17 protein-coding genes and 1 pseudogene are annotated in these 19314 nt (G+C 70.0%); 9 read left to right on the top strand and 9 right to left on the bottom strand.

Annotated elements, in window-relative coordinates:
- Window positions 1-85: 85 nt before the first annotated feature.
- On the bottom strand, window positions 86-898 hold the full coding sequence (gene arsM / locus ACRRRO_RS11055) for an arsenite methyltransferase (RefSeq protein ID WP_424789054.1): 813 nt from the start codon (window positions 896-898) through the stop codon (window positions 86-88).
- A gap of 84 nt (window positions 899-982) precedes the next feature.
- On the opposite strand from arsM, the gene ACRRRO_RS11050 reads away from it, so the two are divergent.
- Window positions 983-1366 (top strand): ArsR/SmtB family transcription factor, encoded by a 384-nt coding sequence (locus ACRRRO_RS11050; RefSeq protein WP_424789053.1) that lies wholly within the window; start codon window positions 983-985, stop codon window positions 1364-1366.
- Window positions 1367-1529: 163 nt separating this feature from the next.
- Window positions 1530-1808 (top strand): metal-sensitive transcriptional regulator, encoded by a 279-nt coding sequence (locus ACRRRO_RS11045; RefSeq protein WP_424789052.1) that lies wholly within the window; start codon window positions 1530-1532, stop codon window positions 1806-1808.
- A gap of 134 nt (window positions 1809-1942) precedes the next feature.
- On the opposite strand, the gene ACRRRO_RS11040 is transcribed toward ACRRRO_RS11045, so the two are convergent.
- The gene (locus tag ACRRRO_RS11040) at window positions 1943-2743 is read right to left on the bottom strand and encodes an SDR family NAD(P)-dependent oxidoreductase (protein WP_424789051.1); all 801 of its coding nucleotides are present in this window, start codon (window positions 2741-2743) and stop codon (window positions 1943-1945) included.
- A gap of 101 nt (window positions 2744-2844) precedes the next feature.
- Window positions 2845-3657, bottom strand: a complete 813-nt coding sequence (locus ACRRRO_RS11035; protein ID WP_424798035.1) for a type 1 glutamine amidotransferase — start codon at window positions 3655-3657, stop codon at window positions 2845-2847.
- 155 nt (window positions 3658-3812) lie between these two features.
- Here ACRRRO_RS11035 and ACRRRO_RS11030 point away from each other — a divergent pair, with 155 nt between their 5' ends.
- From ACRRRO_RS11030 to ACRRRO_RS11015, 4 genes are all read left to right on the top strand, one after another.
- On the top strand, window positions 3813-5939 hold the full coding sequence (locus tag ACRRRO_RS11030) for a TPM domain-containing protein (protein WP_434081531.1): 2127 nt from the start codon (window positions 3813-3815) through the stop codon (window positions 5937-5939).
- A 145-nt stretch (window positions 5940-6084) separates the two neighbouring features.
- The gene (locus ACRRRO_RS11025; RefSeq protein WP_424798037.1) at window positions 6085-6909 is read left to right on the top strand and encodes a PspA/IM30 family protein; all 825 of its coding nucleotides are present in this window, start codon (window positions 6085-6087) and stop codon (window positions 6907-6909) included.
- 184 nt (window positions 6910-7093) lie between these two features.
- Complete coding sequence (locus ACRRRO_RS11020) at window positions 7094-7666, top strand: NYN domain-containing protein (RefSeq protein ID WP_424798038.1); 573 nt, start codon at window positions 7094-7096, stop codon at window positions 7664-7666.
- Between the two features lie 222 nt (window positions 7667-7888).
- Window positions 7889-8668 carry an SDR family NAD(P)-dependent oxidoreductase gene (locus ACRRRO_RS11015; RefSeq protein WP_424798039.1) on the top strand — a complete coding sequence of 260 codons (780 nt, stop codon included), beginning with the start codon at window positions 7889-7891 and terminating at the stop codon, window positions 8666-8668.
- Between the two features lie 120 nt (window positions 8669-8788).
- On the opposite strand, the gene ACRRRO_RS11010 is transcribed toward ACRRRO_RS11015, so the two are convergent.
- The 4 genes from ACRRRO_RS11010 to ACRRRO_RS10995 form a co-directional block, all read right to left on the bottom strand.
- On the bottom strand, window positions 8789-10123 hold the full coding sequence (locus ACRRRO_RS11010) for an ISL3 family transposase (RefSeq protein WP_434081530.1): 1335 nt from the start codon (window positions 10121-10123) through the stop codon (window positions 8789-8791).
- Between the two features lie 185 nt (window positions 10124-10308).
- On the bottom strand, window positions 10309-11151 hold the full coding sequence (locus ACRRRO_RS11005; RefSeq protein WP_424798209.1) for an MBL fold metallo-hydrolase: 843 nt from the start codon (window positions 11149-11151) through the stop codon (window positions 10309-10311).
- Complete coding sequence (locus ACRRRO_RS11000) at window positions 11148-11933, bottom strand: inositol monophosphatase family protein (protein WP_424798208.1); 786 nt, start codon at window positions 11931-11933, stop codon at window positions 11148-11150. The genes ACRRRO_RS11005 and ACRRRO_RS11000 overlap by 4 nt, the downstream gene beginning before the upstream one ends.
- A 288-nt stretch (window positions 11934-12221) precedes the next feature.
- Window positions 12222-12512, bottom strand: coding sequence for a WXG100 family type VII secretion target (locus ACRRRO_RS10995; RefSeq protein ID WP_424789043.1), 291 nt, complete (start codon window positions 12510-12512; stop codon window positions 12222-12224).
- Between the two features lie 312 nt (window positions 12513-12824).
- Between ACRRRO_RS10995 and ACRRRO_RS10990 the strand changes: the two genes are divergently transcribed.
- The 3 genes and pseudogenes from ACRRRO_RS10990 (at window position 12825) to ACRRRO_RS10980 (ending at window position 15494) form a co-directional block, all read left to right on the top strand.
- Window positions 12825-14165, top strand: coding sequence for a DUF222 domain-containing protein (locus tag ACRRRO_RS10990; protein ID WP_424798207.1), 1341 nt, complete (start codon window positions 12825-12827; stop codon window positions 14163-14165).
- Entirely contained in the window at window positions 14166-14459 is a 294-nt protein-coding gene (locus ACRRRO_RS10985) for a hypothetical protein (protein ID WP_424798206.1), read from the top strand. It abuts the gene before it with no gap.
- A gap of 70 nt (window positions 14460-14529) precedes the next feature.
- A pseudogene (locus ACRRRO_RS10980) lies at window positions 14530-15494 on the top strand (DUF4031 domain-containing protein).
- 162 nt (window positions 15495-15656) lie between these two features.
- Here ACRRRO_RS10980 and groL read toward each other — a convergent pair.
- Together groL and ACRRRO_RS10970 are read right to left on the bottom strand one after the other, a co-directional pair.
- A complete protein-coding gene (groL, locus tag ACRRRO_RS10975) occupies window positions 15657-17285 on the bottom strand; it encodes a chaperonin GroEL (protein WP_424789038.1) in 1629 nt (542 codons plus the stop codon).
- Window positions 17286-17617: 332 nt separating this feature from the next.
- On the bottom strand, window positions 17618-19102 hold the full coding sequence (locus ACRRRO_RS10970; RefSeq protein WP_424798204.1) for a phytoene desaturase family protein: 1485 nt from the start codon (window positions 19100-19102) through the stop codon (window positions 17618-17620).
- Window positions 19103-19314 lie beyond the last annotated feature (212 nt).

The following is a 19314-nucleotide window of genomic DNA, read 5'->3' as shown; positions in this document are numbered from 1 at the left end:
GCCGAGCGCCGTGGCGGGTAACGCGACGCCGGGCTGGGTCAGACCCGCACTTGCTCCGGGCGGGTGGCACCCGGGCAGGGCTCGCTCAGGCCCGCACTTGCTCCTGGCGCACCTGGCCCTGGTTCGGTTTGCTCGCCCTGATGATCGCGGCGTGCATGCCGGGGGCTACCTCGTGGGTGAACTCCACCTGGGCGTCGACGAAGCCCGCTTGCTCCAGACCATCGAGGTACTCGGCCCTGGACAGCGCCCCGGCGATGCAGCCGGTGTGGGACCCGCGCTCCGCCCGCTGCTGCGGCGAGAGGTGATCCTCGGCGACGACGTCGGAGATCCCGACCCGCCCTCCGGCGGCGAGCACACGGAACATCTCGGCAATCACGGCCTGCTTGTCGGTGGAGAGGTTGACGACGCAGTTGGAGATCACCACATCGACGGCGCCCGCCGGCAACGGCACCTCCTCGATCGTGCCGTGCAGGAACCCCACGTTCGCGGCTCCGGCCTCGGCGGCGTTCGCCCGCGCCAGGTCGAGCATCTCCTCGGTCATATCCACCCCGTAGGCGAACCCGCTGGGACCGACACGCCGGGCCGAGAGCAACACGTCGATGCCACCCCCCGAGCCCAGATCCAGCACTCGTTCCCCCTCGCGCAGGTCCGCGACCGCGGTGGGGTCGCCGCAACCCAGGCTCGCCTCGAGCGCCTGAACGGGCAGGTCCGCCGATGCGGCGGTGTCATAGAGACCGGCACCGAAGATCGGTCGTTGCGTCGGTTCGCCGCAACAGGATCCGGAGTCCGTCCGGCCGTCGTCGAGCAGGTCGCTGTTCGGTATGCCGGCGCCGACCTGGCCGGCGGCGCGTGCGTAACGGCGCCGGACCTGCTCACGCAGTTCGGTGTTCTCACTCATGGTCCCGTCCCGGGTCGCAGGTACAGACGCATCGATACTTATCGATTGATCGACAACTGTCAATACGTCTGGGAGAATTGTTCCATGACGATCTCTGCGCCCACGACCCCCGAGGACCTGGCCGCCTGCTGCACGCCCGTGACCGGTGGCGTCCTGGCGGAGGAGCCCGCCCGCCGCCTGGCGCGGATGTTCAAGGCGCTGAGCGACCCGACCCGGGTTCGGCTGCTGTCGATCATCGCCGCCCAGCCGGGCAGGGAGGCGTGCGTGTGCGACCTCACCGAGCCGGTCGGACTGTCCCAGCCGACGGTCTCGCACCACATGCGGCAACTGGTCGAAGCCGGCCTGGTGAGTCGTGAGCAGCGCGGCCGGTGGGCTTTTTACGCCGTCGAAGCCGACACGCTCGCGGTGCTGAGCCGGGCGCTCGAGCCCGGACCCGCGGAACCGTCGGCGCCGCCCGCCGGTTGCTGATCGCCACCCACACGCGCCCCACCGCTCTGGGCCTCAGCCCTGAACTGAGCACTCAACTTCACTATATACCCTACGGGGTATCGCGGTATGCTGTCCGGAGAGCGTGTGCACTCCCCCACCCGCACACACCGGAACCGTACCGTCGATAGAGAGCGGAATCCCGATGAGAAGTGCAGACCCCGAAACCCAACGCCGGATCCTCAACCGCCTCAAGCGCGCCCGCGGACAACTCGACGCAGTGATCAACGCCGTCGAGGACGGCGGGTCCTGCCGGAACGTCGTGACCCAACTGTCCGCGGTCTCCACCGCACTGGACCGGGCCGGATTCGCCATCGTCTCCAGCGCGATGCAGTTCTGCCTCACCGAACCCGGGGAGGCCGCCGAGGTGGAGGACGGGCTGACGATCGAGGAACTGGAGAAACTCTTCCTCACCCTCAGCTGAGTCCGTTCGTGCCGGACCGGCGGCCGTTCACCCGGTCCGGTGATCCCCGGGGTCGATCCCGGTGATGCCCGGGCACCGGGCCTGTCCGATGATCCCGGGGCCGGCCCGGTCTCCGGGGTTCCCCGGGCGCCGAGTCAGCCGACCAGGTCCTTCATCCGGCTCGCCACCATCTCGGTGGCCCGCTTGGGCGCGATCCGTGAGAGCGCATCGAGCATCTTGGTGTCGCGCCCGATGAGCACCCGGTAGGAGCCCTTCTCGATACCGTCCACGATCAGCCGGGCAGCCTCCGCCGGTGAGGTCATGTTCGCCGCCGCCTTGGAACTCTCCGCATCCCGGCCGGGGATGGCGGCGTCGGAGTGCTGGGCGATGTCGGTGTTGGTGGCACCGGGATAGGCCATCGTGACGGCCACGTTCGTGCCCTGCATCTCGGCGTACAGGCCCTCGGTGAACAACTGCACGGCGGCCTTGGACGCCCCGTACGCGCTCTGCCCGGGCACCGGCACCAACCCGCCCATGCTGCCCACGTTCACCACCGCGGCATGTGGGCGCGCCATCAGGTGCGGCAGGAACGCCTTGGTCATCCGCACGGTGCCCCAGAAGTTCACCTCCAGCACCTTGGCCATCTCGGCGACGTCGAGGTCGGCGATCGGCACGAACCGCTGGATGATGCCCGCCACGTTCACCACGCCGTCGACCGTCCCGTGGAGGGCGAGCACCTGCTCGGGCAACGCCTCGACGGCACTTGCATCGGTGATGTCCAGCGCGTGGGTGGACAGCCGGTCGGTGCCGGCGCTCTCGGCAGCCGCGGCCAGGGCCTGCTCGCTCAGGTCGACGGCGGCCACGTTCGCCCCGCGCTCCAACAGCGCCTGGACCACCGCACGGCCGATCCCGTTGGCCCCTCCGGTGACGACGAACGTCTTGCCCGGGATCTCCATGACTACCCCTCCTGCTGCTCGAGTGCCGGGGGTTCGCACCGCCCGGCCGGCCCGTGGCCGCAGGATGAGACTAGGGCCGGTCCCGGCCCGTGGCGAAGGTCTTAGGTCCCGAGCGGCTCGAGCGTGCCGACCTGCTTGCCCACCTGCGGGCCCGTCTGCGCGCCCACCTGCGCGGCCGTCTGCTCGCGCACCTGCGCGGCGACCTGCGCGGCGAAGGCGCGCGAGAGCAGGTCGGCGACCTCGGTGATCTCCTGGGCCGAGGCATCCCATTGCGCCCGGACCTCATCGGCGATGCGCTCGGCGTCCTCCAGGCCGTGCCGGCGGATCCAGGAGGCCAGCATGGTCCCGGACACCTCCGGGTGGAACTGCACGCCCAGGGCCGAGCCGATCCGGAAGGCCTGGAAGGGGTACTGCCGGGAGGCGGCCAGCCAGCAGGCACCCTCGGGCAACTCGGTGATGGCGTCCATGTGCAGCGACGGCACCTGCACGGTCGCGCCCTTGGCTGCCACCAGCGGGCCGAGCACCACATCGCGCTCGGCGTCGGGACGCAGACGCACCTCGATCACTCCGATCTCCGCGCCTGCCGGTGCCGCGACGTGCACCTGACCGCCGCGGGCCACGGCGAGGAGCTGGGCGCCCAAGCAGACCGCGAGCGTGGGCACGTCACGGTCGACGGCGGCGGACAGCAGGTCGCGAAGTTGCGGCAGGTAGGGCTTGGCCTCGTCGTCGTAGGCGTTGGCGGCCCCACCCAGCACGATCAGCGCGTGCACGTCCTCCACCGCGGGCAGCGCGTCACCGCGATAGGGGTGCACCACCTCGAGCTGCGCTCCGTCCAGGCCGGGCGCAAGCAAGTCCAGGCCGACGTCGTCGGCGTTCTGGATCACGTGGATGCGGGGTTGCGTCGTCTCAGTCACAAGCGCAACTTACCCCAGCGGGTGCCGGAGCGGGCAATCGATGGTACGAGGGACCTGCCGTGGATGGCCGATGGGCCCGGGTTTCGAGGCGGTGGGCCGCTGTTGCGCGGCAACCACATTGCATCCCCGCGCGCCAACAGGAAGGATCGGGAACTGTGGCCCGCCTCTCGCGTATCGCACGTGCCCTCCTCGCCGGTGTGCTGCTGGCTGCCTGGTTCAGCGTGGCCGGACCGGCCCTGGCGCCGGCACACGCGCAGGACCCGCTCTCCCTGGATGAGCAACTCACCGACCTGACGAGCGATCAGGTGCTGGACTCGGGGCGAGCCGAGGCCCAGGACGCCATCGACGAACTGCGCGAGGAGACCGGGTACCTGCTGTTCGTGGTGTTCGTGGACACCTTCGGCGGGACCAACTACGACGACTGGGTGGATGAGACCGCGAACCTGTCCAACCTGGGCGACCGGGACCTCCTGCTCGCGGTGGCGGTGCAGGACTCGGCCTACGGGGTCTCCATCTCCGACACCTCGGGCCTGTCCGCGGCCACGATGGACCGGGCCGAGACGCGCATCCGCTCGGAACTGGGCGCCGAGAACTGGTCCGGCGCGGTGGTCGCCGGGGCGCAGGCCTACGCCGACGGCGGCGGCGGGGGGGGGGGTGACGGGGCCGGGGGTGATGGCGCCGCTGGCGGAGGCGGCGGCGGGGGCCTGACGATCTTCCTGGTGGGTCTGGCCGTGATCGTGGCGCTCGCCCTGATCGTGGTGTACCGGCGCTCCACCGGCAACGCCGCCCGCTCCGCCCGCTCCGCCGGCCCCGCCGGCAGCCGACACGTGGGTGCCGGCCGACCAGCATCCCCGCCGGACCCCTACGAGGGTGTCAGCACCGAGGAACTGCGCACCCGGGTGGGCTCGGCCCTGGTGGCCCTGGACGACGACGTGCGCACCTCCGAGCAGGAGCTGCGGTTCGCCCAGGCCCAGTTCGGGCTGGAATCGACCGGGCGCTTCCGGGAGGTGCTGGAGCAGGCCCGCAGCACCCTGCAGGAAGCCTTCACCCTGCAACGGCAGGCAGAGAACGACGACGTCTCCGCCCCCGAGCAGCGCGCCCTGCTGATCCGCGTGCTGGGTCTGTGCGAGCGCGGTGAGGACCTGCTGGAGGAGCAGGCGGAGGCGTTCGCGCAGCTGCGCCGGCTGGAGCAGAACGTGCCCGAGGTGCTCTCCGAACTGCACCAGCGGGCCGGGGAGATCGAGGCACGCATCCCCGCGGCCCGGGCCGCGCTGACCACCCTGGAGGTGACGTATCCGCCGGCCACGCTGGCCACCATCGCCCGGGCCCCGGACCAGGCCGAGCAATTGATCGAGGCGGCGCGAACCTCGGTGGCCGAGGGCCGGGCCCGCGTCGAGGCCGACGACCGCGGGAACGCGGTGGCCTTCGCCCGCACCGCTGAGGGCGCGCTGGGGCAGGCCGCCGACCTATTGAACTCGGTGGGCAGCGCCGGAGCGGACCTGGAGTCGGCGAACGAGGACCTGGCCGAGGCGATCGCCTCGATCAGCGCCGACGTGGCCGACGCCGACCGCCTCGCTCCGAACGACTCCGCGGTGGCGCCCCTGCGCGACCGGGCCACCGAGGCGATCAGGGTGGCCGAGGCGGCCCGCTCCGGCGGGGACCCGATCGCCGCGCTGCGTCAGATCGCCAGCGCGGAGGCGGCCCTGGACGCCGCGCTGGAGGGACACCGCAACAGCGCCGAGGTGATCCAGCGGGTGCAGACCTCGTTGCGGCGACAGATCGCGGCGGCGTCGGAGAAACTGCGTTCGGCCGATATCTACATCGAGTCCAACCGAGGGGCGATCGGCGCCCAGCCCCGCGCCCTCGTCGCCGAGGCCGAACGGCTGCTCGACGAGGCCCGCGGCCTGGCCGACAGTGACCCCAAGCAGGCGCTCGGCCTGGCCACGCGGGCGCTGGAGCTGGCCGACCGTGCCAATGAGCAGGCGTTGGCCGCGGTGACCACGTGGCGCCGCGACTACTCCAGCAGCGACCACAACCCCTGGGGCCAGCACGGGCGCTCCGGTGGGATCGATGCCGGGTCGCTGATCCTGGGCGGGATCCTCGGGCAGGTACTCACCGGCGGGCGCGGGCGCTCCCGCGGCGGCTGGGGATCGGGCGGCGGATTCGGTGGCTCCTCGCGCGGGGCCGGCGGACGCAGTACGTTCGGAGGAGGCTTCGGGGGCCGCTCCATGGGGGGCGGGGGCTTCGGCGGCGGACGCATGGGAGGTGGTGGCCGGTTCTAGAGTCCGCACTGGAAGCCCGCGCAGACCGAGCCCGACGAGAGCACACTGACAGTTCAGCCGGACCGGACGGACAGCCCGGCAGCGCAGCCAAGACCGCACCGAGAGTTCAGACCCGCAGTTCAGACCCGCTAGGAAAGGACCACCCGTGGCCGAGAAGCAGAGCATTCTGGGGCGGATCGCCCAACTGACCCGAGCCAACATCAACTCCATCCTGGACCGCGCCGAGGACCCGGAGAAGATGCTGGATCAGTTGATCCGCGACTACACCAACAACATCGCCGAGGCCGAGCAAGCCATCGCCCAGACCATCGGCAACCTGCGCTTCGCCGAACAGGACTACAACTCCGACGTCGCCGCGGTGCGCGAGTGGGGGGACAAGGCCCAGGCGGCGGCGAACCGGGCGAACCAGGCCCGCAGCAACGGTGACGAGGCCGCCGCCGAGCGGTTCGACAACCTGGCCCGGCTGGCCCTGCAGAAGCAGATCGGTTTCGAGAACGAGGTCAAGTCCGCCGAGCCGTTGCTGGCCTCCCAGAACGACGTGGTCGAGCGGCTCAAGAGTGGCCTGGCGATCATGAAGGAGAAACTGGTCGACCTGCGTACCCGCCGGGACAACCTGGTGGCGCGGCAGAAGTCGGCGGATGCTCAGCAACAGGTGCAGAGCGCGGTGCAGTCGTTGAACGTGATGGACCCGTCCAGCGAACTGGGCAGGTTCGAGGAGCAGGTCCGCCGCCAGGAGGCAGAGGTGATGGGCCAGCAGGAACTGCAGTCCTCCAGCCTGGATGCCCAGTTCGCAGAGTTGGAGACCTCCACCGAGGCACTGGAGGTCGAGGCCCGGTTCGAGGCACTGCGCTCCGGTTCCCTGAACGCCGGCGCCGGCGCGGACCCGGGCCGGATCGACTCCGGCAAGCACGCCGCCGACCCGAACGCCACCCAGCAGGACGGGAGTCAGGCCCCGGGTCAACAGCACTGAGGGACCGACCAGTCGCGGGGGGTCCCGGGACGACGGCGAGCGCCGGTGACGCAGCGGCGAACCGGACCGTAGCCGGGCTGCCAGGAGCCGCTCCGGACCATGTCCAGGGCGGCTCCTTCGCTGCCCGGGCGCGGCGGATCGCCCGGCGACCCCCGTCGCCGTCGGCCCCGAGTAGGGTGCAGCCATGGTCCAGACTGAATCCGACGACACCCGCCGCACCTACCTGCTGGTGGACGGGGAGAATATCGACGCCACGCTCGGGATGAGCGTGCTGGGCCACCGCCCCAACCCCGATCAGCGGCCCAGGTGGGACCGGATCACCGAATTCGCCCAGCGCACCTGGAGCCAGCCGGTGACGGCGCTGTTCTTCCTCAACGCGACGTCGGGGCAGTTGCCGATGTCGTTCATCCAGGCGTTGCTGGCCATGGGTTACCAGCCGATCCCGCTGTCCGGCAGCCCGGATGAGTCGGTGGTGGACATCGGCATCCAGCGCACCCTGGAGGCCCTGGGCCCGCGCATCGGCGATGTGATGCTGGCCAGCCACGACGGCGACTTCGTACCTCAGGTGCAGCGACTCGCTACTGACGGGCGGCGCCTGGCGGTGCTGGGGTTCCGGGAGTTCATCAGCGCCCGGCTCGCCGAGATCCCCGGGGTGACGGTCTACGACCTGGAGGACCACATCAAGGCCTTCACCGAGCCGCTGCCGCGGGTGCGGGTGATCCCGTTGGAGTCCTTCGACCCCACGCGCTACCTCTGAGCCACCGCGCTCCGCCGCCTCTCCGCGCGCGCCGCGCATCTCACGCACTCCGTGCCCCCACGCGCCCCGCGCATTCCACGCACTCCGTGCGCCCCGCGCGCCCTGCGCCAGGCCACGTCGCGCCGCGCCGGGCCGCGCACCTCGCGCCGCGCCGGGCAATAGCCGCTGAGAGGCCGGCTCATCCGCATAGGTGCGGCCGTGGCGCACCGATAACCTGGCGCCATGGATCTCTCGGAAGGCACCAGCGCACTGATCACCGGGGGCGGCTCGGGTCTGGGGGCGGCGACGGCGCGCCGGCTTGTTGAGCGCGGCGTCGCGGTCCTGCTGGCCGACCTGCCCGACTCCCCCGCCGCCGACCTGGCTGAGGAACTGACCGCCGCCGGCAGGCGGGCACGGGCCCAGCCCACCGATGTACGGGACGTGGAGCAGGTCCACGCTGCCGTACAGGCGGCCGGGGACCTGGGCGATCTGCGCGTGCTGGTCTGCTGCGCCGGGGTGGCCACGCCCGGGCGGATCCTCGGCAAGCGCGGGCCGCTGGACCTGGAGACCGCCCACCGGGTGGTGCAGATCAATCTGCTCGGCACGATGAACGCGATCGCCGCTGCGGCGCCGGTGATGTCCGGACTGAACCCGGTCGGCGACGACGGCGAGCGCGGCGTGATCGTCATGACCGCCTCGGTCGCGGCCCAGGACGGCCAGATCGGCCAGCTCGCCTACGCCGCCTCCAAGGCCGGGGTCGCCGGGATGACGCTGCCGGCCGCGCGGGACCTGGCCAGCCACGGCGTGCGCGTCATGACCATCGCGCCCGGGGTGTTCAACACCGCGATGATGGCCGGAATGGCCGATGAGGTGCGCGAGAGCCTCGAGGCACTGGTGCCGCACCCCTCGCGGCTGGGGCACCCGCACGAGTACGCCGACCTGGTCGCGCACATCGTGGCCAACCCGATGCTCAACGGTGAGGTGATCCGGCTCGACGGCGCACTGCGGATGCCGCCTCGGTAACCGCGCCGCCCGCAGTCGGGACGGCGCAGCCAGCCCGCAGTCGGGTCGGCGGAGTGAGACGCAACCACAGTCAGCGCACCAGAGCGAAGCGAATCCGCGGTCAAACCGGCTCTTCCGGTTTTAGAGTGCATTGATCCGGGTCGCCAGTTGGCCGGAGTGCAGTAGGCAGCGCAGGACGTAGTGGTCGAAGTTGCGGAACCCTAGGGCGATGCCGCGTAGGGCTTCGAGGCGTCCGTTGATCGCTTCGACGGGGCCGTTGGAGGCTCCGCCACGGTCGAAGAACGCCAGGATCTGGTCTCGTTTGCGCCAGAGCGTGCGGCCGAGTTGAGCGAGTTCCTCCAGCCCCTCGGGTAGCCCGCGCCGGAGCCTGGTGATGAGGGCCTGCATGCGCTTCTTGCCGGCGGCCGGATCTGGGTGTTGGTAGGCGCTGATGATGTCCTGGTAGATGTGCCAGGAGACCTCCAAGGCCGCGTGGTCCTCGTGTTCGGCGAACAGCCGCTGCAGTCGGGCGATCTGCTCATCGGTCAGTAGCGACTGCCGGGTCAGCAGTGTTCGCCGGCCGCGGTAGAGCAGGTTCTCCTTGCGGCCCCGGTGGCCGTGGATCTGCTGCTGCAGGCGCTGACGACAGACGGTGAGTTTCTCCCCAGCCAGTTGCACCGTGTGGAAGGGGTCCATCACCGGTGTGGCCTGCGGCAGTGCTTCTTTGGTGGCGCTGTGATAGCCGGTGAAGCCATCCATGGTGACCACCTCGATGCGGTCGCGGAACTCCTGGGTGTGCTCGGCCAACCAGTCGGTGAGTACCGTCGCCGAACGGCCTGCTTGCACATCCAGCAGCCGCGCCGGCCCGGTGCCCTCGATCGTGGGGGTCAGATCTACCAGGATCGTGACATACGAGTCCTCACCGCCGCCGCGCACGTGTTTCCACTTGTGCTCATCGACCCCCAAGATCCGCACCCCTTCCAGGTGGGTCGGGTCGTCATAGACCAGGGTGCGGGCGGCATCGACCGCGAGGTTATTGACCAGGTCCCATCCCAGTCCCAGGGCCCGGGCCACGGCGCTGATGCTCATCTTGTCGATCGCCAAGCGCTGCAGGATCCACCGGGTGCACCGGTTGGTGGTCTTGGCCCCCACCGCGGCGCAGTCCAGCCGTTGCTGGAAGATCCGCTGCGGGCACTGGGTCCCGGTGCACCGATAGCGAGGCAGGCTCACGTGCAACCTGGTGGGATGGCCGGCCACCGGTACGTCGGTCAGCACCCGCACCACGTGATCCCGCAGGACCCCTTCGGCCCCGCAGGACGGGCAGAACGGCAACCCCTGGCGCGGTCGGGCCTGGATGATGGTGACGTCTGCGGCGTCGATGCTGGCCCCGGTGATCATCAGGTCCAACTCCGCGGTGCGACAGATGACATCAGCAACAGGGCAACCAGAAACAGCGGCAGAGCAGGTAGATTTCATCGCGGGCCTTGGGTGTTTGGATCGGACTGGTTAGCACCTCCAATCCTCACCCAAGGCCCACCTGCTCCCAGGCCCACCACGCCGCCTGATCAGCCCCTCAACGCACCCTCAAACCGGAAGAGCCGTCAAACCAGCGCTTTACAGCCAGCGCAGGGTCACCCAAGCACAGCACAGCGAGCCAGCGGTCAGTCCAACGCAGCGAGATTGTGGGCGTGGTGGCCGCGGTTGGACTCGGTGTCGAGGCGAGGGTCGGCGCTCTCGCGGCCGGCGAGCAGGTCCTCGACGTAACGCTGATCAGCAGCCCATCGGCTTGCACCCTGATCGGTTATCGTGCCGTGGCCGGGGATCAGCACCTGCGCGGCGTGGGCGTAGGGGCGCAGCGCCTGAAGACCGTCGAGATAGGCCTGGGCACCGGTCTCCGCGAACATCGGGATCTCGATGTCACTGAGCATGTCGCCAGCGATCAGTACCTGAGGTTGGGAGAGCCAGAGCGCGGCATGGCCGGTGCTATGCGCATCGTGCACGATGACCTCGGCCCAGTCCCGCAGGTGATCCTCAGTCGGGAACGCACGCACGGCCCCGACCAAGTCGAGCAACTCGGGGGTCCAACCTGCCACGGAGGCGCGCAGCCCGGTGCGGTTGTCCTCGGCGTGGGTACGCGCGAGCCGGGCGGTCCCGGGCGAGGCCCAGCGCGGCACATCACCCAAGTCCGGGTGCCACAGCACATGGTCGTAGTGGGCGTGGGTGGCGAACCCGGCGACCACATCCAGGCCCCAGGTGCGCACGTCCGCGGCGAGCGCGTCCAACTCCTCCGGGGCCCAGCACGGGTCGACCACCAGGGCGGAGGCGGCACCGGATGATTCTTCGCGGGTCAGGATCACGCTGGCGGTGTGGTCCAGGCGGCTGTGGGTCACGGCGAGGCCCGGGGCTGGGTGGACCCAGGCGCGCCGGGTGCGCTGGGTCCCTTGGCTGTGCCAGGTCCGTCGCGACGCGTCCTCGCCGGCCGGGCGGGCGCCGTCGTCGTTCATCCCACTACGGCAGCCAGCGCTGCTCCGACCGCTCCCATCACCTGCCGGCTCGCGGTGGTCAACACCCACGGTCTCCTCGTGACCAGGTCGTAGGCACTGCCATCCAGCCGGCCCGTGGCTCCTCCGACCTCGGCCACCAACAACGCGCCGGGCACGTGGTCCCAGGGCCAGTCGTTCTTGTACACCAGGTAGTCCACCTCGCCGCTGGCCAGGCGCGGGTAGTCGATCCCGCACGACCACCACGCCTCTTCCAACGGCGCGAGGTCCTGCGGTGGCCGCTTCAGGAGTCTGTGGTTGGAGGTGGCGCCGACCAGTTGCCCCGGCTCGGCAGGCGGGTCCAGGGGCTTGAGCCGCTCCCCGTTGCACCAGGCGCCGGCACCGGCCTCGGCGACATAGGCACGCTGGTGCTGGGGCTGGTAGATCCAGGAGCGCACTGTCTGCCCGTTCCGCACCTCGCCGACCATCACGGCGTAATCGGGTGAGCCCTCCACGAAGTTGCGGGTGCCGTCGACCGGGTCGATCGTGAAGACGTGCGGCGCCTGGCTGGCGCGCTCCAGAACGCGGGGGTCGATCGAACTGGCCTCCTCCCCCAGCACCGCGGCGTCGGGGTAGGCGTCCTGCAGTTCCTTGGTGAGGAAGATCTCGGCTTCGCGGTCGGCCACGGTCACCAGGTCGCCGGGGCTCTTCTCCTGAACCTGCTCCTCGCTGAGCGCGCGGAAGCGGGGGATGATCACCTCATCCGCGGCTTGGCGCAGCAGGTCAAGGATCTCCTCGGTCTCCATACCTCAAACCTGCCAGGTTCGGGCGGAGGGACCAAACTGGCGGGTGGGAAGGACAGGGCTGCCGGTATGGCAGAAGGCGCGGCGGCGGACCCGAAGACGGGCGGACGACGAGGCGGCCGGTGCGCAGAGGCGGCGGCAGATGCGACGGATGGGGGCGGCGGGCGCTGACGGACGGAGCGCCGTGAGCTGACGAGCAGGGCGCGGGCCCGAAGGCGGACGACCGAGGCGGCACCACGACTCCACGACTCCACGACTCCGCGACTCCGCGACTCCGCGACTGCCCCGTCCTCACCTGCGGAACAGGTGAGTCGTGGAACTCTCGACGTCGCTGTAATGCTGAGCACTCGAGGCCAGCGCCTCACTGATCCGCTGAAGGTTGGCTTCCACCTGTTGCTGGGTGCCACGCCACTCCTGGGCGAGGGAGGCGAATGCCGCGGAGGCACTACCCCGCCAGGCCGATTGCAGCGCGGTGAGGATCCGGAACATGTTGGCGACCTCGGTGTTGATCGCGGTGGCGGAGCGACCCGCGGCCGAGGCCGCGCGGGCGACCTCCTCGGTATCGACTTCGAATCGGGACATGGGCTGCGCCTCCTGCTGGTTGGGGTCCGGGATCGTCACCCGGTGGTGCCCGGCACGCTATGCCTGCGCCGGCTGTTCGTGTTGTCCCCGACGCGGCGGCTGTGGATGACGGATGCGGGTGTGGACGCCAGCCCCGGATGCGACCGCCAGACCGTGGTGCGACCGCCGCGAATCGAAGGTTGACGCTAGATCCGGGTCTGGAGGCGAGGACATTTTCAGGACGGACATCCACAGCATCACCCGTTATGAACCGCTATCCACAGCGCCAAAACGATTCGAACGTTTGTCGGAGGTGGGTTGTAGGTTCGTGTCATGTCCATCACCCAGGTCCCACCGATGATCCAGGCACCGGCCGCGTTGGCTCAGGTCGCTTCGGTTGTTGGGGAGATTGCTGCCGGTGGGTGGTGGCGGGTGGGTGAGTCCGATCTGGGCGAGGCGCTGGCGCAGGCGGGTCGGATCCGCCACGAGGTGGCCCGGTTGGAGGCACACGCCGTGGCCGAAGCGATCTCTCGCGGGTTGCCGGCAGGCCAGGGAATGACGGCGGTGGACTACCTGGTCAAGGTGGCGAGCCGGTACGCTCCGGCGCCACCGCGGGGGCAAGCGATCCACACCGCGCGCATCGCCGAAACGATCAACAATCCCTCACCCGGTGTGGAGAACACCCTTGCCGGGTTCGATGCCGGGCTGATCAGCACCTCCAAGGTCTCCGCGATCATTCAGTTCCACGACGAGGTGGAACCGATCTCCGACGTCGAGGCGCTTGCCACCACGATGAAGACGATCAATGAAGGCGCAGCCGATCAGGTCGAACATTCGGACCCGAAGAACGACAAGAACGACGAAAACCACGCCGGGGGCGACGACGGGGATGCCGCCGAAGGGGGGACACCGGTGCGCCGGTGCGGGTGGACCGACCGGCAGTTGTCGCTCCTGCTGCGCCGGGCACGGCGAACCATCAAACCACCCAAGGACTTGGAAGCCGAAGAGAACGGGCAACGGATCCGGCGAGCCCTCTACACCCTGCCCGCAGCCGGCGGGATGACCGAGTACCGGGTCTTCCTCGACCCTGAAGGGGCGGCCATCATCGACGCCACCTTGTCAGCGCTGTCCAAACCGCAGCCGGCCGAGGACGGCACCCCCGATCCGCGCAGCGCACCCCGCCGCCGGGCCGACGCCCTGGTCACCATCATCCAACGGGGCGTAGCCGCCCCCGAGGGAACCCCCCAGACCACCAAGGCCCAAGTATTCATCACCATCCCCCTAAGTGACCTACAGTCCAAGACCAACGGCGCCGGCATCACGATGACCGGGCAGGTGCTCTCCCCTGAAACCGTGCGGCGCATGGCCTGCGATGCCTCGATCATCCCCGCGGTGCTGGGCACCGAGGGCGAAATCCTCGATCAGGGCCGTGATGAGCGCCTGTTCACCCGCGCCCAACAGCGAGCCCTGTGGCATCGCGATAAGGGGTGTTCGTTCCCCGGCTGCACGATCCCTGCTCAATGGTGCCAAGCCCATCACGTCCAGTTCTGGGCCCACGGCGGACCCACCGACCTGGACAACGGAGCCCTGCTGTGCCAACGCCACCACACCCACGTGCACAGCAATGGTCTGACCGCCACCGTCACACCCACCGGGGTCACCTGGCATACCTGAATGCCCCGCCCCACACCCGGCCACTACGGCCGGGCCCGTGGCATGCCAGGGGGACGTCCGGCTGATGGGGTGCTCGTACCCCTGGCCGACACCGGCCACAGTGCGCTGGATACCCACGGTCTGGCCGTGCTGCGGGCGATCGAGGCGGTGCGCTACGGCGACTATCGAGCGCTTGCGAACGGCACCGCACTGGCGGAGTTGAGACGGCTCGGGGGCTCCCGCCACCTGTCGACGGCATTGCGGCTGGGCCTGCGCGCTGAGGGGCTGCTGCCGGGGTCTGCCCGGCGGGCGTAGAGCGGCGGGCGTAGAGCGGCGGGGCGTAGCGGGGCACACCCCTCCTCCGGCGCGGACTTAGGCTGAAGGGGTGGCTATCCTCATCGATCCGCCCACCTGGCCGGCCCACGGCACGGTGTTCGCTCACCTCTGGTCTCCGATCAGTCCCTGGAGGAACTGCACGACTTCGCCACCCGTGCCGGCCTTCCCGAGCAGGCCTTCGACATGGACCACTACGACGTGCCCGCCCACCGTTATGACGACCTGGTGGCCCGGGGCGCGATCGCGGTCAGTGGGCGCGAGTTGATCCGCCGGCTACGGAACTCCGGCCTGCGGATTCCGGCGCGCGACCGCCCCGAGACGCTGCGTCGCGTGCTGAGCGCGTTCTGGGGCAGCACGGTCGAACGCTGGCAGGACAGGCCCGACGACGACGTAACTCACCGTGGCGCGTCAGGTCCAGTACCGGCGGCAGTTGCCCTGGGCGCGGATCTGATCGAACGCTGGGCGCAGCCGCACCGGCGCTATCACGACCTGCGCCATCTACGTGATGTGCTCGCGGCCCTGGACCTGCTGTGCGACCCGGATCCTGCCCCGCTGCCAGTGGTGCTGGCCGCCTGGTTCCACGACGCGGTCTACGACGGTGTCCCCGGTGAGGACGAGCAGGCCAGCGCCGACCTGGCCCGCGCCGAACTCGGGCCCGAGGCGCTGGGTCCCGAGGCCCTCCCGAGCGACCGCATCGAGGAAGTCGCCCGACTGGTACTCCTCACCCGCACCCACTCCCCCGAACCGGGTGACCACCACGGCGCACTGCTCTGCGATGCCGACTTGGCCGTCCTCGCCCGCGAGGCGACCGGATACCGGCGCTACGCCCGCGACGTGCGCGCGGAGTACTCCCACGTGCCGCACGCCGACTTCATCAAGGGGCGCACCGCCGTCGTCCGCCATCTGCTGGAACTGGAGCCCCTCTACCGCACTGACCGAGGCCGGGAGTTGTGGCAGGAGGCGGCCCGGGCGAACCTGCGCGCCGAACTGGCCACCCTCACCTCCACGCCCTGAGCACAGCACCCCCTGTGCGCGACCCCCGTGCGCGAGTCCGCTCAATGTCGCGTCGATCCTGGCCAGCAACGATCCCGTCAGAAACCACAACGGCCCCCGATCCACGAGGGATCGGGGGCCGTGTGTGTTTCAGCTGGTCAGCCGAGCATCTGATCGGTCAGATCAGAAGCCCATGCCGCCCATGTCCGGCTCGCCACCGCCGGCCGGGGCCGAGGGCGGCTCCGGCTTGTCGGCCACGATGGCCTCGGTGGTGAGGAACAGACCGGCGATCGAGGAGGCGTTCTGCAGTGCAGAGCGGGTCACCTTGACCGGGTCGGCGATGCCTGCGGCGAGCAGGTCCTCGTACTCACCGGTGGCGGCGTTCAGGCCGTGGTTGTTCTCCAACCCACGCACCCGCTCCACCACGACGCCGCCCTCGAGGCCGGCGTTCACGGCGATCTGCTTCAGCGGCGCGTCCACGGCCACCTTGACGATGTTCGCCCCGGTCGCCTCGTCCGCTTCGAGGGTCAGGCCCTCGAACGCCCGGGCGGCGGCCTGGATCAGGGCCACGCCACCACCGGCGACGATGCCCTCTTCCACAGCAGCCTTGGCGTTACGCACGGCGTCCTCGATGCGGTGCTTGCGCTCCTTGAGCTCCACCTCCGTGGCGGCACCCGCACGGATGACGGCCACACCACCGGCGAGCTTGGCCAGGCGCTCCTGGAGCTTCTCGCGGTCGTAGTCGGAGTCGGAGTTCTCGATCTCGGCGCGGATCTGGTTGACCCGGCCCTCGATCGCGTCGGCCTCGCCGGCACCCTCGACGATCGTGGTCTCGTCCTTGGTGACAACCACCTTGCGGGCCTGGCCCAGCATGTCCAGGGTGGCGTTCTCCAGGGACAGACCCACGGTCTCGGAGATGACCTGACCACCGGTGAGGATGGCCATGTCGTTCAGCATCGCCTTGCGGCGGTCACCGAAGCCGGGGGCCTTGACGGCCACGGACTTGAAGGTGCCACGGATCTTGTTCACCACCAGGGTCGCCAGGGCTTCGCCCTCGACGTCCTCGGAGATGATGATCAGCGGCTTGCCGGACTGGATGACCTTCTCCAGCAGCGGCAGCAGGTCCTTGACGTTGGTGATCTTGGACTCCACCAGCAGCACGTAGGCGTCCTCGAGGACGGCCTCCTGACGCTCCTGGTCGGTCACGAAGTATGCGGACAGGAAGCCCTTGTCGAAGCGCATACCCTCGGTCAGCTCGAGCTCCAGGCCCAGGGCCTGGGACTCCTCGACGGTGATGACACCCTCGTTGCCGACCTTGTCCATGGCCTCGGCGATCAGTTCACCGATGGCCGGGTCACCGGCGGAGATCCCCGCGGTGGCGGCGATCTGCTCCTTGGTCTCGATCTCGGTGGCGTTGCTGAGCAGCGACTCGGTCACGGCCTCAACGGCCTTCTCGATGCCGCGCTTCAGCGCGATCGGGTTGGCACCGGCGGCCACGTTGCGCAGGCCCTCGCGCACGAGCGCCTGGGCGAGCACGGTGGCGGTGGTGGTGCCGTCGCCGGCCACGTCATCGGTCTTCTTGGCGACCTCCTTGACGAGTTCAGCGCCGATCTTCTCGTACGGCTCGTCGAGCTCGATCTCCTTGGCGATGGACACGCCGTCGTTGGTGATCGTGGGGGCGCCCCACTTCTTCTCCAGAACGACGTTGCGGCCCCTGGGGCCGAGGGTGACCTTCACGGTATCGGCGAGGACGTTCAGTCCACGCTCCATACCGCGACGAGCCTCCTCGTCGAAAGCAATCATCTTTGCCATTCGGGTTTAATCCTCCTGCTGGCGGACGAAAGCCGGTTCGACGCCCGCGACGGACGATGCCCCGACATGCGTTCACGTCACGCATCCCGCGGCACCTCGTCTTACCGGCCACAGTTGTCACTCTCAGGTCGAGAGTGCTAACGCCATTATTGGCACTCTAGGGGTGAGAGTGCAAGCAGGATCGACGACGACGCAGGCCTTCGGTGCGGTATCTCACCTTTGGTCACACGCTCATCACGGCTGCTGCCGGGCTCGCTCTGCGCGGATCGTGCCGCCGTCTTGGACGAAATCGACGGGGCGAAGGGCACCCACTGGTTGCTGGGCCGGGTCTCTCACCGCGGCCCGAGACCGGGCATCTGATGGATCCCGAAGCGTTCCCGCAGCGCCCACCGGGCGCCATGGTGGCCGCACATCCCGTGAACCCCGGGGGCCGGTGGGGTGGCGGCTGAGCACAGATACACCCCGGGGATGCCCGCACGGTAGGGGTTGAGGCTTGTCAGGGGGGCACCGAGGATGCGGCGCAGATCCAGGGCACCGTTGCTGATGTCCCCGCCGACGTAGTTGGCGTTCGTCCGGCTCATCTGCGCCGCTGGGGTGCACCGGGCATCGACGACCACATCCCGGAAGCCCGGAGCGAACCGTTCGATCTGCGCCGTGACCGCTTCGGTGACGTCCGCCGTCGATCCGGCGGGCACGTGCGCGTAGGTCCACAGCGGCCGCAGTCCGTCCCGGCTGCGCGCGGGGTCAGCGACGGCGGGGTCGCTGAGCAGCACCATCGGCTGCTCAGCGTGTGCGCCGGCGGCCACCTGGGCCTCGGCGCGCACCATGTCCGCCCGCGAGCCGCCCACGTGCACGGTCCCGGCCCGCCCCACCGGGGCATCGCGCCAGGGCACCGGTTCGGAGAGCACGAAGTCGACCTTGGCGGCGGCATTGCCGTGCCGGTACCGGCGCAACCGGGTGGCGGTGCGGGGTGGGAGCCGGTCCCCCCAGATCCGCGCGATCGCGCCAGGTGTGGTGTCGAAGAGGTAGGACCGGGCACGTGGCAGTTGCCGGTAATCCTGGATCAGCGTGTCGGTGTGGATGGTCGCACCGTGGCTACGCAGATCCGCCACCATCGCGTTGGCGATCGCTCGGGACCCGCCCACCGGGAGCGCCCACCCGGAGGTGTGTGCCAGCAGGCCGAGCAGCAGTCCGAGGCCGGCGGGCGCAAGCCCGGGCATCCCGGCGATGCCGTGGGCGGCCACCCCGGTAAACAGGGCCGGGGCGGCGTCTGCCCGGAATCGGGTGTTCCATAGCGGGCTGCCCTGTTCCAGAACGCGCAGGCCGTAGTGCAGCGCGCCGAGGAGCCCGCTGGGGTTGCGCAGCGCGGCGGGGATGGCGCGCATGTCGGCCAGTCCGATCCCGAGGACCGCGGGCTCGTGCTGTACCAAGGGGCCGAACAGCGACCGCCAGGCGCCGCCGTCGGCCCCCAGGGCTGCTGCGGTGCGCTCCAGGTCGGTGTAGGCGAGGGCGGCGGGTTGGTCGTCGAGGGGCTGGGCGTAGGCAATCTCGGGGACGGTGAACTGCACCCCACGGGCCGGCAGGTCGAACTCGGCGAAGAACGGGCTGGCCAGGGCCAGGGGGTGCACCGCGGAGCAGATGTCGTGCTGCAGGTTGCCGGCCAGGCCAAGGTTCTCGGTACGCGCGCCCCCGCCGAGGGTGGGCTCGGCTTCGTACAGGTGCACATCCAGTCCGGCGCGGGCCATCGTGACCGCGGCGGCCAGGCCGTTCGGCCCGGAACCGACCACGACGACGTCGGTTACCGCTCGCTCGCCCATCGCCCTCCTACCGCTTCGGCCTTCGCTGGTGCCACTTCTTGGACAGCCGTCTGACCACCGCCCCGACCGACTCTCCGACCATCGCAGCATCCCACCTCGCCCCCACCCGCCGCACGTGCGCCCTGTGGGGCCGCACCCCCTCCGCAGCCCACCCCGCCGCACCTGCGCCCTGTGGCCAGCCGGCGATCCGGGCCGCACCCCCTCCGCAGCCC

Origin of the sequence: Sanguibacter sp. Z1732, from assembly GCF_051020515.1 — a bacterium.
Lineage (GTDB): Bacteria > Actinomycetota > Actinomycetes > Actinomycetales > Beutenbergiaceae > CALKWS01.
Note: the sequence above shows the minus strand (reverse complement) of the source record. Positions and strands in the feature narration are given on the sequence as shown.

Bases quoted from the DNA above. Each gene is read 5' to 3' on its own strand.
- arsM (WP_424789054.1), bottom strand. From the start codon at position 898: ATGAGTGAGAACACCGAACTGCGTGAGCAGGTCCGGCGCCGTTACGCA.
- ACRRRO_RS11050 (WP_424789053.1), top strand. From the start codon at position 983: ATGACGATCTCTGCGCCCACGACCCCCGAGGACCTGGCCGCCTGCTGC.
- ACRRRO_RS11045 (WP_424789052.1), top strand. From the start codon at position 1,530: ATGAGAAGTGCAGACCCCGAAACCCAACGCCGGATCCTCAACCGCCTC.
- ACRRRO_RS11040 (WP_424789051.1), bottom strand. From the start codon at position 2,743: ATGGAGATCCCGGGCAAGACGTTCGTCGTCACCGGAGGGGCCAACGGG.
- ACRRRO_RS11020 (WP_424798038.1), top strand. From the start codon at position 7,094: ATGGTCCAGACTGAATCCGACGACACCCGCCGCACCTACCTGCTGGTG.
- ACRRRO_RS11015 (WP_424798039.1), top strand. From the start codon at position 7,889: ATGGATCTCTCGGAAGGCACCAGCGCACTGATCACCGGGGGCGGCTCG.
- ACRRRO_RS11010 (WP_434081530.1), bottom strand. From the start codon at position 10,123: ATGAAATCTACCTGCTCTGCCGCTGTTTCTGGTTGCCCTGTTGCTGAT.
- ACRRRO_RS11005 (WP_424798209.1), bottom strand. From the start codon at position 11,151: ATGAACGACGACGGCGCCCGCCCGGCCGGCGAGGACGCGTCGCGACGG.
- ACRRRO_RS11000 (WP_424798208.1), bottom strand. From the start codon at position 11,933: ATGGAGACCGAGGAGATCCTTGACCTGCTGCGCCAAGCCGCGGATGAG.
- ACRRRO_RS10995 (WP_424789043.1), bottom strand. From the start codon at position 12,512: ATGTCCCGATTCGAAGTCGATACCGAGGAGGTCGCCCGCGCGGCCTCG.
- ACRRRO_RS10990 (WP_424798207.1), top strand. From the start codon at position 12,825: ATGTCCATCACCCAGGTCCCACCGATGATCCAGGCACCGGCCGCGTTG.
- ACRRRO_RS10985 (WP_424798206.1), top strand. From the start codon at position 14,166: ATGCCCCGCCCCACACCCGGCCACTACGGCCGGGCCCGTGGCATGCCA.
- groL (WP_424789038.1), bottom strand. From the start codon at position 17,285: ATGGCAAAGATGATTGCTTTCGACGAGGAGGCTCGTCGCGGTATGGAG.
- ACRRRO_RS10970 (WP_424798204.1), bottom strand. From the start codon at position 19,102: ATGGGCGAGCGAGCGGTAACCGACGTCGTCGTGGTCGGTTCCGGGCCG.